Source organism: Roseovarius aestuarii (assembly GCF_019966515.1).
In the GTDB taxonomy this organism is placed as follows: Bacteria; Pseudomonadota; Alphaproteobacteria; order Rhodobacterales; family Rhodobacteraceae; genus Roseovarius; species Roseovarius aestuarii.
In genome coordinates, this window is sequence record NZ_JAIMIB010000011.1 from 1 (window position 1) to 16,762 (window position 16,762).

The window sequence follows — 16,762 nt, forward strand, 5'->3', positions numbered from 1 at the left end:
CGTAAGCGCCCTGCAAACTAAAAACTAGTTTCACCACACCGCATTCCAGAAAGTTGGGTTTAGTCACTTTGTCCGCATCGTGAGCATTTACGGTTTGGCTAAATATGCAAAAAAACGCCTTGGATCGAAGCGGTGGCAGTACAGCCGGAGGGTGCTGCATATGCGACGGGCCGTGACCAGCAAAAATGTTTAGTGTGTTTCAGCCTTAAACGCAGGTGAAAGATTGCTGTTGACGGAACGATGCTGAAGCGGAATTAGTTGACCAAAAAACACATTGAGGCTTCGAGATGATCAACGAGTTTAAATTTCACGTAGTTGCATTCACGGTTTTCTTATGTCTCGCTACCTCTTTGACGGCGCAAACGAACCCTGCTGCCAAGGAAGTCATGGGAGAGATAAAGTTACTTATACAAACCTGCCTCTCCGAAATGGCAAAGTCACAGGATAGCTTTCAACAATTGCTGAAACACGGATATTCTGAAAGGGTCAAGAAACGCTTCATCGTCTACAATAAGACACTAAAGGTACGTCAGGCGGTTCTTTCCCGCCCTAAAGTGCGGGTGGATTTCTTTCGAACGAAACCGGAAAGGTTGTGCATTTTCGGATTTCAATACCTGGCTCTGGGTGCAGAGCAGGGCATGATGGAGTTTTTTGGCCAAGAGGCTAAGAAACTAGGCTTCCGAAAGGTCGGCGTGAATCCGAAAATCAACCGGTATCTGACCGTTGCACACGAGTATTACGCTAAAGGCCCAAAAAAGATCAGCGTCGTTTTGGGTCTCACACACGGTTACATCCATTTCAGCATCGACGAAGTCAGATAAAATCAGACTTTTTCGGTGCAGTTCGCTGCTATAGCCAACGGGTTCGTCTTTCTGCGAACAAACGCAGACCTTGGCTTTGGTCACTCGAATGCCGGCTTTTTCCTGGCTCACAGGCGCTTATGGATCAGCTTAATAAACCTGAAGGCCAGGCGTTGCGCCCTCAGGTTTCTTCGAATACCCGGCTGCCCGAGGAGGGGCGATCAGGGAATGATGCGGGTGTATTTCACGCCTTCAAGTGATGCCCCGGCCATTGCGCCGGCCTGGCCGAAAATAACCGCAACCACGGGCGAGTTTATCGCCGTGGTCTCGGCCCTCAGGTTCTCACCTTCGTTCTTGAAGACATATTCGATATCCGCGCCCGCGGCCCAGCCCGATGAACGGCGGAAATTCGACAGCGCGCCTTCGGTCATGAAGAACAGTACATGGGAAAACTGCTGGCCGCCGATCTGTAGCCCGAAACTACCCTTGGTCGCGGAATAATAGTCGACGGTCGTACCATTGACCCGCAGCGCGCCGCGGCCAAAACCGCCGCCGACGCCAAATCCGGCCTCGGTGATCAGGGGCATGACCAGCATGCCCGCGGATCTGGCGGCAAGGTCCTGCGTGTTGGGGTAGTTGGTAAAGAGATAGTTGAGGGTAGAATCGGCGCGGGCGTCGATACGCGCACCACCCTGACTGCCGACACCGTTATTGCACGCGGCGGCTGTCGTAGCGCCCGCAAGGGCGGCCAGCACAAAGCTGCGTCTGCTGAAATTGCTCATGGATTTACCTGTCTGGTTGCCTGACTTAATTGCCAGCGTTTCTGTCGCCGGTCTGGCACCGAGTATAGGGGCTCAAACCGGCGCTGTCACTATGGATTGTCACCTGCGCAGATTGTAGCCGCCTTGAAAAACCCATCAACAACAGGCGGTGGTCTGAGCTACATATCGGGATAGTGTCAGCCGAGCGCTCGGGCGACGGCCGGGGCGAAATAGGTCAATACCCCGTCACAGCCCGCGCGCTTGAAGGCCATGAGGCTTTCCATCATCGCGCGGTCCCCGTCGATCCAACCGTTTTGCGCAGCGCCCATGATCATCGCGTATTCGCCCGAGACCTGATAGGCATAGGTCGGTGCGCCAAACGTGTCCTTGACCCGGCGGCAGATGTCCAGATAGGGCAGGCCGGGCTTGACCATGACCATATCGGCGCCCTCGCGCAGATCGCGGTCTACCAGCCGCAATGCCTCGTCCGAATTGGCCGGGTCCATCTGGTAGGTTTTCTTATCCCCCTTCAGCGCCCCCGACGCGCCGACCGCATCGCGGAAGGGGCCATAAAAGGCCGAGGCGTATTTGGCGGCATAACTGAGCAGCAGGACATTCTTGTGACCCGCGCTTTCCAGTGCATTGCGAATAGCACCGATCCGGCCATCCATCATATCCGACGGGCCGATGATATCCACGCCAGCCTCGGCCTGGCTGAGTGCCTGTTTCACCAACGCCTCGACGGTTTCATCATTCACAATCTCATCGCCCACAACAAAACCATCATGGCCGGTGTCGGAATAGGGATCGAGCGCCACGTCGGTCATGATCGCGATATCGGGCACCGCCTGTTTGATCGCCCTCGTGGCGCGATTGGAGAGGTTATCAGGATTCCAGGCTTCGGCGCAGTCGGCGCTGCGGTTTTCCTGAGAGGTGTAGGGAAAAAGGCAGATGGCAGGGATGCCCAGATCAGCGGCTTCGCGTGCCGCTTCGACCACCTTGTCGACACTGCGGCGTATGACACCGGGCATGGACGGCACGGGCTCCTCCACCCCGTCGCCATCACGAACAAAGACCGGCCAGATCAGATCGGCGGGGGTGAGCGTAGTTTCCGACACCAGGGCGCGGATCGCGGGCGAGCGGCGAGTGCGGCGCAGGCGCGTGGCGGGGAAGGGGGCTTGGCTCGGACGCATGAGCGGACTTTCCTGATGTTGCGGTTTTCTGAGTGACACGGAAATTCGCGCATCTCAAGGGTAGGAATTGACGCGCCCGGGCGCTAAGAGGGACATCAAAGTCACTTCAGGGGCGCGGCAGTGGACTGGTATAATAGTGTTTTCGAGTTAATCGACATGCGCAGTTTCAGCAACCTGTGGTTCTGGATTGCGCTGGCGGTGATGTGGTCATCAACCAGTCACTGGGTGCTTGGCGTACCCTGGGACGTGGCGCAGCGTGCACACAAGGAAGAAGAGGGGCAGGGCGTCATCGATTTCGAAGACCTGGTGCGCATCTACACCAATCGTATTCTCCATATAGCCGACACGTCCGGCTTGCTCATGGCAGGGTTCGCCTTTTTCATGCTGACCGTTCTGGTGCTGATGGGATTTGTCTACGGTCAAGAATTCGCTCAGGCGCTTTTTCTGCTGGGATTCCCGATGAGCATTGTCGGGCTTTTGTCGATTATCACGGCACGGCGCATACAGCAGAATGCTTTGCGCGGCGAGGCACTTTTCAGGCAGTTGCAACGCCACCGGATCATCACCCAATTGATCGGCGTGGTGTCGATTTTCGTCACAGCGATGTGGGGAATGCTGCAGAATATGACGGTCGGCGTATTAGGCGGCTGACGGGACACATGACATGGGCAAAACTGAACACATTACGGTGGGCGGTGCGCCCGAAGGGTTTGACGCGCGCCTGATCCTTGATGAAGTCGCACGTCAGGGCCAGCCGGTCGTGCATATCGCGCGTGATGACAAGCGCATGGCGGCGATGGCGGCAGCCCTCAGATTCTTTGCACCCGACATGCCGGTGATGCAATTTCCCGGCTGGGACTGTCTGCCTTATGACCGGGTGTCGCCTAATGCAGATAATTCGGCGGCGCGCATGGCCACACTTGCCGGGCTGGTGCACGGGATGCCGGATCGGTTTGTACTGTTGACCACGCTCAATTCCATCAGCCAGCGGTTGCCTGCGCGCGATGTCCTGCAAAAAGCGACCTTCAGCGCCCGGGTTGACTACCAGATGGATGAAAAGGCGCTGCGGGCCTATCTCGCGCGGATGGGGTATGCGCAGGCGCCCACGGTGATGGAACCCGGGGATTATGCGGTGCGCGGCGGCATCATCGATATCTATCCGCCGGGCGGCAGCGGCCCGGTGCGGTTGGACATGTTCGGCGATGTACTGGATGGCATCCGCCGGTTTGATCCTGTCACTCAGCGCACCACCGAAAAGCTTGAGGTGATCGAGCTGGCCCCGGTCTCGGAGGTCATTCTGGACGAAGCCGCCATCACCCGGTTCCGGCAGAATTACCGGATCGAATTTGGCGCGGCGGGCACCGATGATCCGTTGTACGAAGCAGTGAGCGCCGGGCGCAAACATCAGGGTATCGAACATTGGCTGCCGTTCTTTCATGACCGACTTGAGACGCTTTTTGACTACCTTCCCGGTGCCACCTTTGCGTTGGATGATCAGGTAACACCCGCCCGTTTAGCCCGGTGGGAGAGTGTTGAGGACCAGTACGAGGCGCGCACCCATGCCCTGTCGCAAAAGACGCGCGGCGATACGGTCTACAAGCCCGTGCCGCCGGGGCTCTTATATCTGGATGAGGTGGCCTGGGACAGTGCCGTGGCAGGCCATCGCCTGCTTCAACTGGCACCGCTGCCGCAGGCGCTTGGCCCCGGCGTGATCGACGCGGGCGGCCGTATCGGGCGCAATTTCGCGCCTGAGCGGCAGATGGAATCCATAGGGCTTTTCAGTGCGCTCAAGACCCATGTCGAGGCGAAGTTAAGTTCGGGCCCGGTCCTGGTTGCGGCCTATTCCGAGGGCGCTCGTGAGCGGCTTGAGGGGTTGCTCGAAGACGAGGGCATGATCGGTGCGGTCACGGTGAAAAGCGCAGGCCGGATCGATAAACGCGGGCTGCATCTGGCGGTCTGGGCGCTGGAACACGGGTTTGAAAGCCCTGATCTGGCCGTGATCACCGAGCAGGATATTCTGGGGGATCGCCTGATCCGCGCGCCGAAAAGACGCCGCCGGGCCGAGCATTTCCTGACCGAAGCGCAGACGCTTTCGGCCGGTGATCTGGTCGTACATGTGGATCACGGGATCGGGCGCTATCACGGGATGGAGGTGATCGCCGCTGCCGGTGCCGCCCATGAATGCCTGGTGCTGGAATATGCCGAAAGCGCGCGGCTTTACCTGCCGGTAGAAAATATCGAACTGCTCAGCCGCTACGGCCACGACGAAGGTTTGCTGGACAGGCTGGGCGGGGGCGCGTGGCAGGCCAAGAAATCCAAGCTTAAAGAGCGCATTCGCGAGATGGCCGACAGGCTGATCCGGATCGCGGCCGAGCGCGCCCTGCGCAGCGCGCCAAAGCTTGCTGCCGAGCATCACGCCTGGGAGGAGTTTTCGGCCCGATTCCCCTATCAGGAGACCGACGATCAGCTGCGCGCGATCGAGGATGTCCTGAGCGATCTGGAAGCGGGCACGCCGATGGATCGGCTGATCTGCGGCGATGTCGGTTTCGGCAAGACCGAGGTAGCAATGCGTGCCGCCTTCGTGGCGGCGATGCAGGGCATGCAGGTGGCGGTGATCGCACCCACTACCCTATTGGCACGGCAGCATTACCAAAGCTTCGCGGAACGGTTCCGGGGTTTCCCGATCAGCGTCAAACCGCTATCGCGCTTTGTATCGTCAGGCGGCGCGGCGAAAACCCGGGACGAACTGGCACGCGGACAGGTGGATATCGTCATCGGCACCCATGCGCTTCTGGCCAAGGGTATTCGGTTCAAAAACCTCGGGCTGCTGGTGATTGACGAAGAACAACGCTTTGGCGTCGCCCACAAAGAGCGTCTGAAGCAGTTGCGCAGCGACGTGCATGTGCTGACCCTGACCGCCACGCCCATTCCGCGGACGCTGCAACTTTCCCTGTCAGGCGTGCGCGATCTGAGCATCATAGGCACACCGCCCGTCGATCGCCTGTCGATCCGCACCTATGTGAGCGACTTTGACACGATCACCATCCGCGAGGCGCTGATGCGCGAGCATTATCGCGGCGGGCAGAGCTTTTACGTGGTGCCGCGTATCTCGGATCTGCCCGAGATCGAGGATTTCCTGAATACTCAATTGCCCGAACTCAGCTATGTCATCGCCCACGGCCAGATGGCCGCCGGAGAGCTGGATCAGCGGATGAACGCCTTTTACGATGGCAAATATGATGTGCTACTGGCCACCACGATCGTGGAATCGGGGCTGGATATTCCGACCGCCAACACGATGGTCATTCATCGGGCGGATATGTTCGGTCTCAGCCAGCTTTATCAGATCCGGGGTCGGGTAGGGCGCTCGAAAACCCGCGCCTATGCCTATCTGACCACCAAGCCGCGTGTGCGCCTGACGCCCACCGCTGAAAAGCGCCTGCGGGTGCTGGGCAGTCTGGATACGCTTGGGGCGGGGTTTACGCTGGCTTCTCAGGATCTGGACATTCGCGGTGCCGGGAACCTGCTGGGCGAGGAGCAATCCGGCCAGATGCGCGATGTCGGCTATGAACTTTATCAGTCGATGCTGGAAGAGGCGATTGCCAAGATCAAGGCCGGCGAGTTGGAAGGTCTTTCCGATGCTGATGATCAATGGGCACCGCAGATCAATCTGGGCGTTCCGGTACTGATCCCCGAGGACTACGTGCCCGATCTCGATGTGCGCCTTGGATTATACCGCCGCCTCAGCGGGTTGCAGCGCAAAGTTGAACTTGAGGGTTTCGCTGCGGAGCTGATCGACCGGTTCGGCAAGCTGCCGCGCGAGGTCAACATGCTGATGCTGATCGTGCGGATCAAGGCGATGTGCAAGAAAGCCGGTATCGCCAAGCTGGATGGCGGCCCCAAGGGCGCCACGATCCAGTTTCACAATGACAAGTTCGCCTCGCCCGCCGGGTTGGTCGAGTTTATCAAGGACCAGCGCGGGCTGGCCAAGGTGCGTGACAACAAGATCGTCGTACGGCGCGACTGGAAAAAAGAGGGCGACAAGATCAAGGGGGCCTTCGCCATCGCACGCGATCTGGCCGAAAAGGTGGTTGCGGAAAAGAAACGCAAGAAGGGATAGCTGCCACTGTTCCGGGTATCCTGATCATACCGACCGCAGCAGGTTCGCAAAACGATCGGCTGCCTCGGACAATGCCTGTTCGTCAAAGGCGGCATAGCCCAGCAACAGCCCCTGCATCTTATCGGGAAGAACGCAGTGATCCGATAACGCACCGACATGAAGTCCGATCTTCTTCGCGCGGCGGCAAATTTCCTGGTCGGAAACACGCCTCGCCAATTGCGGCTTAAGCGAAAGACAAAGATGCATACCTGACGGATCCGGCTGAAGGTCCAGGAGGTCCGAGACCGGTTGCAGAGCGTCAAGTAAATGACTTTGACGACGGGCATAGGTGCGCCGCATCCGGCGGAGATGGATCGCAAATTCACCGCTTTGCATGAATGTGGCGAGAGCGGGTTGTGGGATCAGTGAGGCGCGAGGGCCGACCCGACCGAGGTGGCGGCGGATTTGGTCTAGCAGATGTATCGGAACCACCAGATACCCGATCCGCAACGCGGGACTGACTAGTTTTGAAAAGCTGCCCAGATAGATCGTATTGGCGCGCCCATCGAGACCGGATAAGGACGGCAATGGCTGACCACGATAGCGAAACTCACTGTCGTAATCGTCTTCGATCACCAAGGCCCCGGTACGCTTTGCCCAGTCAAGAAGTGCAGTTCGGCGCGACAACGGAAGGTTCAGCCCCGTCGGGTAGTGCCGGGAGGGCGTGACAATGACGGCCGATACGTCGTCGGGGATTTTTCCGGCATCCAACCCCTCAGCGTCGATGCGCACGGCGTGAATTTTGCACCCGGTTACCCGCAGGATGTCATGCGTCTTGGGCCAGCACGGGTCTTCAACCGCCACCGTCTTGCCTGACCCGACCAATCCGCAAAAGATCCCTTCAAGCGCCTCCCATGCGCCCGAGGTGATGAAGACCTGTTCCGGATCGCAATGGAGATTTCGCCAGGCGGCAAGGTGATCGGCAATCGCCTCGCGCAGCGGATACCATCCCAACGGGTCCGGACGCATAAGAAGGTCGGGTTCGGGGGTGCGCCAGGCCCGCTCAAGCTGACGTGCCCATGTTTGATAAGGAAGCAGGGATTGATCCGGCAGCCCGGTTTGGAATGGCTGCCAGGGCTTCAACACGGGTCGGGCTGGCCGGGCCTGCGGTGTTGGCGATCTGAGATGGGTTATGTCATGCGCCACATAGGTACCGCTGCCACGGCGTGTCACAAGATAGCCCTCACTGATCATCTGGTCATACACGACCTGAACCGTGGTGCGTGAGATCGACAACTCTGCCGCCAGTATCCGGCTGGCAGGCAGGCGGGCACCGGTCAGGTTTTGCGAGGTTACGATGATCGCGCGAAGCGCTTCCAACAATTGCGCCTGCAACGAGGTATTACCCGCCGGATCAAGCGAGATCGCAAAGAGGTCGCGATTCAAATTGGCATTATGTTTATTTTCTATATTGGACATTTTAAAATAACCAATATGGCGGCATCAAGACAGGGACAAGAACGAATTTGGACCGCAACCATGACCGAGACACTCGACGTAACCGACCGAACCCGCCTGCGTCGCTCGCGCGAGCGTGGACATTTCGACCGCGACACCATCAACACCATTCTAGATGCTCAACCCATGTGCAGTGTGGGCTACATCATTGACGGGCGGCCCTTTGTGACCCCGACACTGCAATGGCGCGAAGGTAATCATGTCTATTGGCATGGTTCTTCCGCTAGCCGGGCGCTGCGCAACTCCCGCGATGCCGAGGTGAGTCTGTCGGTTGCGATCCTCGATGGTTTTGTGCTGGCGCGGTCGGGGATGCATCACTCGGTCAATTCGCGCTCTGTGACGCTGTTTGGAACGGCAGTCAAAGTGGAAAACCCGGATGAAAAGTTGGCAAAGCTTCGCCGGTTTGTAGAAGGGTTGTTTCCGGGCCGCTATGAGCGCCTGAGGCCCGATCACGCGCAGGATCTGAAGGCAACTATGGTGCTGGGCATGGAGATCAGCGAAGGCAGCGCGAAAATCCGTGAAGGTGGCCCGATAGACGAAGAACCGGATTATGCCTTGCCCATCTGGGCGGGTGTCATTCCGGTTCACACCCAAGTTGGCGCCCCGATCGCAGACAGCCGAAACATCGAGGGCGTGCCGATCCCGGAACATGTCACAGCCTTCCGGTTATGATGTGAGCAGAGCAAGCCGCATCATGCGGGAGTATCGGCTTACAGCCGGTTTACACATTATGGCAGACGCCTCGCTCTACATTACATTAAACGCCATCGACTGGCTTCCAAGGTAAAATTGGAACCATCATCCGAGCTCTTTGCAGCATTGGCTGGTTTGGGCTCACACCCGGCGCTTAGCTTTCTGGCGTTTTATCGGTGCCTCCGTGCTTGGCCTTGAATGCCTTGACCCGCTCTACCAGCAACTCATTGGCTTTCTTGTTGGCACGGCGCACACGGATAGAGGTCAGGAAAGCTTCTTCGGCGGTCTGTGATGTTGCGCCCAGAACCTTGACCAGATCAGCGATGATATCTTCATCTCCGGAGGCTTCGATATACTTGATCGTGTGGGTGGCCAGATCGTCGGCCAAATCCTCGGTTACACCCATGAGATCACCGTGTGTTTTCGGTCAAACGACGTTTGACGTAGGTGGTCACGTTATCGATCATTGTGTCCATGTAGGGCTCTTCAAAGAAATGCCCCGAGCCGTCGATTTCGGTATGGGTGATGGTAATGCCCTGCTGTTCGTGCAGTTTGTTCACCAGCGCCACAGTGTCGGGCGGCGGTGCAACCCGGTCATTCGAGCCGTTGATGATCAGTCCGGACGAGGGGCAGGGGGCCAGGAATGAGAAATCATACATGTTGGCAGGCGGTGACACGCTGATGAAGCCGGTGATCTCGGGGCGGCGCATCAGAAGCTGCATGCCGATCCAGGCACCAAAGCTGAAGCCTGCGACCCAGCAATGCTTGGAGTTGTTGTTCATCGATTGCAGGTAGTCGAGCGCCGAGGCTGCGTCGCTCAACTCTCCCACACCCTGATCGTATTCGCCCTGGCTGCGGCCAACGCCGCGGAAGTTGAACCGCAGCACCGTGAAGCCCATGTTGTAAAAGGCATAATGCAGGTTGTAGACAACCTTGTTGTTCATCGTGCCACCGAATTGCGGGTGCGGATGCAGCACGATCGCGATCGGGGCATCTTTTTCTTTTTGCGGGTGGTAGCGGCCTTCAAGACGGCCTTCGGGGCCGGGAAAAATTACCTCGGGCATGTTGTGCCTGTGTCTCCCATTAAGGGTGCCGGGATATTCTTGACGAAATCGCTCAAGCACCTTAGAACAATTCTAAGTTCCGGGTTGTGCCGGAAGCGCTGCAAGCGAGATAAGGCTTCGGCAGCGGCAGGTCAATCAATTCGCGGGGGTAAAGGCCATGAAACTGAGCACCAAGGGCCGTTATGCCATGGTTGCGCTGGCCGATATAGCCTTGCAACCGGGTGATGCGCTGGTGACGCTGGGCGAGATTTCCAAGCGACAGGACATTTCACTCCCCTATCTGGAACAGCTCTTCGTCAAACTGCGCCGCGCTGATCTGGTGGCCTCGGTACGCGGACCGGGCGGCGGGTATCGGCTTGCGCGGTCTGCGTCGGATATCCGGGTGTCGGACATTCTGGCTGCGGTGGATGAAACCGTCGATGCGCTGCACAAGGGGGCAGGGGCCTCGGGCGCAGCGTCGGGATCAAAGGCGCAATCGATGACCAACCGGCTGTGGGAAGGGCTCAGTGCCCATGTCTACGTGTTCTTGCACCAGACCCGGCTGAGCGATGTGACAGGTAACGAACTGGCCCCGTGCCCGGCGGTCCCGCATCTTTTTGATGTGGTGGATGAGGAATGAAGCCGTCAACCGCCAGAGGTGTCGAGCCAGGCTATCGGGTATTGCCGGGAGATGCTTTGGCGTGCTCAGACCTTCGGCGGGAGTACTTCCGAAAAGATGAAACCGGGGATGGGCGCTAAATGGCCCGGACCTATCTGGATTACAATGCGACAGCACCATTAAGGGCTGAGGCGCGTGACGCGATGATCGCGGCCATGGATGTGGTAGGTAACCCTTCAAGCGTGCATGGCGAGGGACGCGCGGCCAAGACGATTGTCGAGCGCGCGCGCGCGCAGGTGGCCGAAGCGGTTGGCTGCAAGCCTCAGGAGGTGGTGTTTACCTCTGGTGCGACCGAAGCGGCGCGGGTGCTGTCGATGCGCCCCGAGGGCTGCGATGTGTTTGTTCAGGACACCGCCCATGACGCGCTATGGTCGCATCTCGATCTGTCCAACGTGGCCGAACGCCCGTTTGGGCCGGGCCATACGCTGGCGATGGGACTGGCCAATTCGGAGACCGGCGTTGTCAGCGAGATACCAGATCGCCTTGATGGCCAATTTGCCTATGGTGTGCGGCGTGCCGATTACCTGCTCTTGGATGTAACGCAGGTTGTTGGGCGTATCCCGTTTTCTTTTTCATGGTCAGGGGCTGACCTCGCGATTTGCTCCGCCCACAAGCTTGGCGGTCCCAAGGGTGTTGGCGCTCTGATCGTTCGGCAGGGTTTGGATATCCCGGCCCTAGCAACAGGTGGCGGGCAGGAGATGGGCCGCCGCTCCGGCACGGAAAATGTGATCGGCATCGTCGGTTTTGGCGCGGCGGCCGAGGCCGCGATGCAGGATCTTGCTGACGGAAAGTGGCAGCAGATCGAAAAACTTAGAAACATTCTAGAATCATCTATTGAGGAATCGGCAAAAGAGACTATTTTTGTCGGGAAATCGGAGAAACGTCTGCCGAACACCTCGTGCTTTGCCTCCTCCGGCTGGAAGGGTGAGACACAGGTGATGCAGATGGATCTGGCCGGATTTGCCATTTCCGCGGGCAGTGCCTGCTCTAGCGGAAAGGTTCGTGAAAGTCGGGTCCTGCGGGCAATGGGATATGATGCCGAGGTCGCGAAATCCGCGATCAGGGTAAGCCTGGGGCCCGAGACGACCGAGGATGAGATTTACCGCTTTGCCGAGACATGGCTGAAGCACTGGAACAAGCATCGTGCCCGCGCGGCGTGATCGAGAGGAGATGAGCATGGCGGTTTTGGACGAAGCCCAAGTCAGAGATCAGGTGAAAGAGGGCGTCGATCAGGAAACGGTCGATGCGGTCCGCGAGGTTGGTGGCGCCTACAAATACGGCTGGGAAACCGATATCGAGATGGAATACGCCCCCAAGGGGCTGACCCCCGATATCGTGCGCCTGATTTCCGAGAAGAATGAAGAGCCGGAATGGATGACCAACTGGCGGCTCGAGGCCTATGAGCGCTGGCTGACCAAGGAAGAACCTGACTGGGCGATGGTGGACTACCCGGAAATCGACTTTCAGGACCAGTATTACTATGCCCGTCCCAAGTCGATGGAGGTGAAACCCAAGTCGCTGGATGAGGTTGATCCGAAACTGCTGGCGACCTACGCAAAGCTGGGCATACCGTTGAAAGAACAGATGATCCTCGCGGGCGTAGAAGGGGCAGAAAACGCACCCGCTGAAGGCCGTAAGGTCGCTGTGGACGCGGTATTTGATTCGGTGTCGGTTGGCACGACCTTTCAGAAAGAGCTGATGCAAGCCGGAGTGATCTTCTGCTCGATTTCCGAGGCGATCCGGGAGCATCCCGAGCTGGTTAAGAAATATCTCGGGTCGGTCGTGCCGGTCAGTGACAACTTTTATGCCACGCTGAATTCGGCTGTTTTCTCGGACGGCTCGTTTGTTTATGTGCCGCCCGGTGTGCGCTGCCCGATGGAACTAAGCACCTATTTCCGGATCAATGCGGAAAATACCGGCCAGTTCGAACGCACGCTGATCATCGCTGACAAGGGAAGCTACGTCAGTTACCTCGAGGGCTGCACCGCACCGCAGCGGGATATTAGCCAGTTGCATGCTGCGGTGGTCGAGATCATCGTCGAGGAAGACGCCGAGGTGAAGTACTCGACCGTGCAGAACTGGTATCCCGGTGATGAGAACGGCAAGGGCGGGATCTATAACTTCGTGACCAAACGCGCTGATTGCCGGGGCGACCGCGCCAAGGTGATGTGGACTCAGGTCGAAACCGGCTCTGCAGTGACCTGGAAATATCCCAGCTGCATTCTGCGTGGCAATGAATCGCAGGGTGAGTTCTACTCCATCGCGATCGCCAACAATTACCAGCAGGCCGACACCGGCACCAAGATGATCCACCTGGGCAAAAACACCCGCTCGCGGATCGTGTCGAAAGGCATCAGCGCGGGCCACGCGCAGAACACCTATCGCGGGCTGGTCTCGATGCACCCCAAGGCGAAGGACAGCCGGAACTACACCCAATGCGACAGCCTGCTGATCGGTGATCAGTGCGGGGCGCACACGGTGCCCTATATCGAGGTCAAGAATAACTCCTCCCGGGTCGAGCATGAGGCTACCACGTCGAAGGTCGATGACGACCAAATGTTCTATTGCCGCCAGCGTGGCATGGACGAGGAGGAGGCCGTGGCTCTGGTTGTGAACGGCTTTTGCAAGGACGTGCTGCAGGCGCTGCCGATGGAATTTGCCATGGAAGCACAGCAACTGGTGGCGATTTCTCTTGAAGGTTCCGTTGGGTGATCGATGTTCCAGCTGGGCAAAGATCAAAACCGTAGCCAAGCGGCCCTAAGCAGGCGGGGTATTGGGGCGTAACGTCCCTGAAAACGAGATGATGCGCAGGCTGTGACCGCGCCGAAGTAAGACAGAAGGAATAGAAGAAGATGTTGGAAATCAAAGACCTGCACGTTGATCTTGAAGAGGAAACCAAGACCATTCTGAAAGGCGTCAACCTGAGTGTCGAGGCGGGCAAGGTCCACGCGATCATGGGGCCCAATGGTTCGGGCAAGTCGACGCTCAGCTATGTTCTGTCAGGTCGTGATGGTTACGAAGTGACCAAGGGCTCTGCGACGCTGGAAGGCGAAGACCTGCTGGAGATGGAACCCGAAGAGCGTGCGGCGGCAGGCCTGTTCCTGGCGTTTCAGTATCCGGTCGAGATTCCGGGCGTCGGCAACATGACGTTCCTGCGGACGGCGCTGAATGCGCAGCGCAAGGCGCGCGGCGAGGACGAGATGAGCGCGGCTGACTTTCTGAAAATGGTGCGCGAAAAAGCCAAGAACTTGAAGATCGACGCCGACATGCTCAAGCGGCCGGTCAATGTCGGTTTCTCGGGTGGTGAGAAAAAGCGAAACGAAATCCTGCAGATGGCGGTCCTTGAGCCGAAGATGTGCATTCTGGACGAGACGGATTCGGGCCTTGATGTGGACGCGATGAAACTGGTTGCGCAGGGCGTGAATGCGTTGCGCGACGCGGACCGCGGTTTTCTGGTGATTACCCATTACCAGCGCCTGCTGGATCATATCAAACCCGACGTTGTGCACATCATGGCCGATGGCCGCATTGTGAAAACCGGCGGGCCGGAACTGGCGCTTGAAGTTGAAAATAACGGCTACGCCGACATTCTGACGGAGGTCGCGTGATGGCGCTCGACGACCGCAAACACTCGACAACCGAAGAGCGGTTGGCGACGATGACGGTGCCCGATGTCGGGTGCACTGCTCAAGCGCGCCAGTCGGCGCTTGGGCGGTTGCGGGCGATGGGCTTGCCGTCGCGCCGCGATGAATACTGGAAATTTACGCGACCCGATACGCTGGTACAATCACAAGCCCCCGAGGCGTCGATCTTTGCCGATGACGAAAAACCGGTTTTCACTGATGTCGACCGTCTGAAGATCGTCTTTGTGGATGGCGTCTTTGATCCAGCACTGTCAGACGATCTGTCACTTTCAGGCGTCGAGATTGATCGGCTGGAAGATGTCTGCTGCACCGATGATCACTGGGCCGAAGACCTGTACGGCACACTTGAAACAAAGGGGCAAACCCCGGTTGAACGCCCGCTTGCGGCGTTGAATACAGCCTTTGCAGGCGATGGTGTGACGATCCGGGTGACCGGCAAGCCGACGAAACCGATCAACCTGATCTACACCCACGAGGACGAGACATCGGACGTCTTCCTGCATCATGTGGTGCGGGTGGAAAGCGGCGCCGAAGCGACAATACTTGAAAATGGCCCGGCGGCAGCGCGTTTTAACAAATGCATCGAAATTGACATCGCGGATGGCGGCACGCTGCATCATATCCGCGCGCAAGGGCGGGATCATAAGCGGCGTGCGGTCACGCATCTTTTTGCCCAGCTTGGCCGCGAAAGCGTGTTCAAAAGCTTCACGCTGACTGCCAACGGCGTGCTGACGCGCAATGAGTGTGTAATCGAACTGACCGGCGATGACGCCGTGGCCCATGTTGCCGGAGCTTGTGTCGGGGACGGTGATTTCCACCATGATGACACGGTGTTCGTCACTCATGACGCGGTCAATTGCGAAAGCCGTCAGGTCTTTAAAAAGGTTCTGCGCAACGGCGCCACGGGTGTGTTTCAAGGGAAGATCCTGGTCAAGGCAGGGGCCCAGAAAACCGATGGCTACCAGATCAGCCAGTCGCTGCTCTTGGATGAGGACAGCCAGTTTCTGGCTAAGCCCGAGCTTGAAATCTACGCCGATGACGTGGCCTGTTCGCATGGCTCGACCAGCGGTGCGATCGATGAGGAGGGGCTGTTCTACCTGCGCGCGCGCGGGGTTCCGAAAGCCATCGCCACCGACCTGCTGACACTCGCTTTTCTGGCCGAAGCGGTCGAGGAAATCGAGGACGAGGCGTTGCGCGAGGAGATCAACGGCCGGCTCGCAGGCTGGCTGGAGCGCAGACGCGGCTGATGCCGGTCGCAGCCGATATCGTTGCCACCTATCGCGGGCCGCGCCGGGTGATGCGCCGCCTGCTGTCCTTGGGAACGCGTGAAGACCGTGCATTGGCGGTGCTGATGGCAGGCTGTGTCGTGGTCTTTATTGGCCAGTGGCCGCGGCTTGCGCGCGAGGCACATCTGACCGGGCAGGAGCTGAACCCGCTTCTGGGCGGTGCGCTGATGGCGTGGATTTTCATTGCACCCTTGCTGCTTTATGCGCTGGCGTTGGTCAGCCATCTGATTGCCAAGCTGATGGGAGGGCAGGGCACAGGTTATGGTGCCCGAATGGCACTGTTCTGGGCGTTTCTTGCCGCCAGCCCGCTGATATTGCTGCATGGTCTCGTCGCAGGGTTTATCGGTTCAGGCATCGAATTGCAGATCGTCGGTGCGATCTGGCTTTTGGTTTTCGGATGGTTCTGGACCATGAACCTGCGCGAAGCGGAATGGGGCAAGGGATGACAGACATTTCTCTTAAGCATTTGCTACAAACGACGCTGACACGCCCGCGAGAGGGCGCGCAAACAATGATTGCGCTGAACCTGTCGTCGCAGGTCCTTTGGATGGCGCTGACGCTGATCTCGGTCACTATGTCAGCGATCGTTTCGGGCCTGTTTCATCTGATGCCGATCCCTGATCCGGCCACGGCGCAACTTGTGTCGTCGATGCTGTTTTACAGCTCGCCGTTGGGATTTGCGATCCTGAACCTTGGTAATGTGGTGTTGTCGATTTTTGTTCTACTATGGTCAGGCCGTCTGTTTGGCGGCACTGGCGAGATACGCGATATCCTTTCGGCCATAGTGCTGTTTCAGGGGACTGTCATCGTATTACTGATTGGCATCGGGGTTGTCAGCATGCTGCTGCCCATCTTGTCCGCCGTCCTGTTTGTTGTCTTCGCGATCTGGGTCATCTGGGCGATGATTTCGGTGATCGACGTCGCGCATCGCTTTGAAAGCATCGGTAAATCCATCGCCGTTTTCCTGATGGCCACCTTCGTGGTTCCGTTTGGGCTGTCGGTCATCATCGGGGTGGTCACCGCCCCCTTTATCGGAGTGTCCTGAA

16 protein-coding genes are annotated in these 16,762 nt (G+C 58.3%); 11 read left to right on the forward strand and 5 right to left on the reverse strand.

Annotated elements, in window-relative coordinates; all coding sequences use genetic code 11:
• The first annotated feature begins 287 nt into the window (after positions 1 to 287).
• Complete coding sequence (locus LC334_RS13605) at positions 288 to 821, forward strand: hypothetical protein (protein ID WP_085801247.1); 534 nt, start codon at positions 288 to 290, stop codon at positions 819 to 821.
• Between the two features lie 200 nt (positions 822 to 1,021).
• On the opposite strand, the gene LC334_RS13610 is transcribed toward LC334_RS13605, so the two are convergent.
• Together LC334_RS13610 and hemB are read right to left on the reverse strand one after the other, a co-directional pair.
• Positions 1,022 to 1,582 (reverse strand): lipid-binding SYLF domain-containing protein, encoded by a 561-nt coding sequence (locus tag LC334_RS13610; protein ID WP_085801246.1) that lies wholly within the window; start codon positions 1,580 to 1,582, stop codon positions 1,022 to 1,024.
• 176 nt (positions 1,583 to 1,758) lie between these two features.
• A complete protein-coding gene (gene hemB, locus LC334_RS13615) occupies positions 1,759 to 2,754 on the reverse strand; it encodes a porphobilinogen synthase (protein ID WP_085801245.1) in 996 nt (331 codons plus the stop codon).
• A 120-nt stretch (positions 2,755 to 2,874) separates the two neighbouring features.
• On the opposite strand from hemB, the gene LC334_RS13620 reads away from it, so the two are divergent.
• Both LC334_RS13620 and mfd read left to right on the forward strand, forming a co-directional pair.
• Positions 2,875 to 3,405, forward strand: a complete 531-nt coding sequence (locus LC334_RS13620) for a component of SufBCD complex (RefSeq protein WP_085801244.1) — start codon at positions 2,875 to 2,877, stop codon at positions 3,403 to 3,405.
• A gap of 13 nt (positions 3,406 to 3,418) precedes the next feature.
• A complete protein-coding gene (gene mfd, locus LC334_RS13625) occupies positions 3,419 to 6,874 on the forward strand; it encodes a transcription-repair coupling factor (RefSeq protein WP_085801243.1) in 3,456 nt (1,151 codons plus the stop codon).
• 24 nt (positions 6,875 to 6,898) lie between these two features.
• Here mfd and pdxR read toward each other — a convergent pair whose 3' ends face one another.
• Complete coding sequence (gene pdxR, locus LC334_RS13630) at positions 6,899 to 8,299, reverse strand: MocR-like pyridoxine biosynthesis transcription factor PdxR (RefSeq protein WP_223412997.1); 1,401 nt, start codon at positions 8,297 to 8,299, stop codon at positions 6,899 to 6,901.
• A 93-nt stretch (positions 8,300 to 8,392) separates the two neighbouring features.
• Here pdxR and LC334_RS13635 point away from each other — a divergent pair, with 93 nt between their 5' ends.
• On the forward strand, positions 8,393 to 9,043 hold the full coding sequence (locus LC334_RS13635; RefSeq protein ID WP_085801241.1) for a pyridoxamine 5'-phosphate oxidase family protein: 651 nt from the start codon (positions 8,393 to 8,395) through the stop codon (positions 9,041 to 9,043).
• Between the two features lie 175 nt (positions 9,044 to 9,218).
• Here the strand turns inward: LC334_RS13635 and LC334_RS13640 are convergent, their stop codons facing one another.
• Positions 9,219 to 9,470: a hypothetical protein gene (locus LC334_RS13640; RefSeq protein ID WP_085801240.1), complete on the reverse strand. Its 252-nt coding sequence runs from the start codon at positions 9,468 to 9,470 to the stop codon at positions 9,219 to 9,221.
• A 4-nt stretch (positions 9,471 to 9,474) separates the two neighbouring features.
• A complete protein-coding gene (locus LC334_RS13645) occupies positions 9,475 to 10,128 on the reverse strand; it encodes an alpha/beta hydrolase (protein WP_085801239.1) in 654 nt (217 codons plus the stop codon).
• 157 nt (positions 10,129 to 10,285) lie between these two features.
• Here LC334_RS13645 and LC334_RS13650 point away from each other — a divergent pair, with 157 nt between their 5' ends.
• The 7 genes from LC334_RS13650 (at position 10,286) to LC334_RS13680 (ending at position 16,761) form a co-directional block, all read left to right on the forward strand.
• Positions 10,286 to 10,747 carry a Fe-S cluster assembly transcriptional regulator IscR gene (locus LC334_RS13650; RefSeq protein ID WP_085801238.1) on the forward strand — a complete coding sequence of 154 codons (462 nt, stop codon included), beginning with the start codon at positions 10,286 to 10,288 and terminating at the stop codon, positions 10,745 to 10,747.
• Between the two features lie 119 nt (positions 10,748 to 10,866).
• Positions 10,867 to 11,946, forward strand: coding sequence for a cysteine desulfurase family protein (locus tag LC334_RS13655; protein WP_085801237.1), 1,080 nt, complete (start codon positions 10,867 to 10,869; stop codon positions 11,944 to 11,946).
• 16 nt (positions 11,947 to 11,962) lie between these two features.
• Positions 11,963 to 13,498: a Fe-S cluster assembly protein SufB gene (sufB, locus tag LC334_RS13660; protein WP_085801259.1), complete on the forward strand. Its 1,536-nt coding sequence runs from the start codon at positions 11,963 to 11,965 to the stop codon at positions 13,496 to 13,498.
• 140 nt (positions 13,499 to 13,638) lie between these two features.
• Positions 13,639 to 14,394: a Fe-S cluster assembly ATPase SufC gene (gene sufC / locus LC334_RS13665; protein WP_085801236.1), complete on the forward strand. Its 756-nt coding sequence runs from the start codon at positions 13,639 to 13,641 to the stop codon at positions 14,392 to 14,394.
• On the forward strand, positions 14,394 to 15,677 hold the full coding sequence (sufD, locus tag LC334_RS13670; protein WP_085801235.1) for a Fe-S cluster assembly protein SufD: 1,284 nt from the start codon (positions 14,394 to 14,396) through the stop codon (positions 15,675 to 15,677). The genes sufC and sufD overlap by 1 nt, the downstream gene beginning before the upstream one ends.
• Entirely contained in the window at positions 15,677 to 16,162 is a 486-nt protein-coding gene (locus LC334_RS13675) for a YIP1 family protein (protein ID WP_085801234.1), read from the forward strand. The genes sufD and LC334_RS13675 overlap by 1 nt, the downstream gene beginning before the upstream one ends.
• Positions 16,159 to 16,761, forward strand: a complete 603-nt coding sequence (locus LC334_RS13680; protein ID WP_176237718.1) for a Yip1 family protein — start codon at positions 16,159 to 16,161, stop codon at positions 16,759 to 16,761. The genes LC334_RS13675 and LC334_RS13680 overlap by 4 nt, the downstream gene beginning before the upstream one ends.
• The last annotated feature ends 1 nt before the right edge of the window (position 16,762 follow it).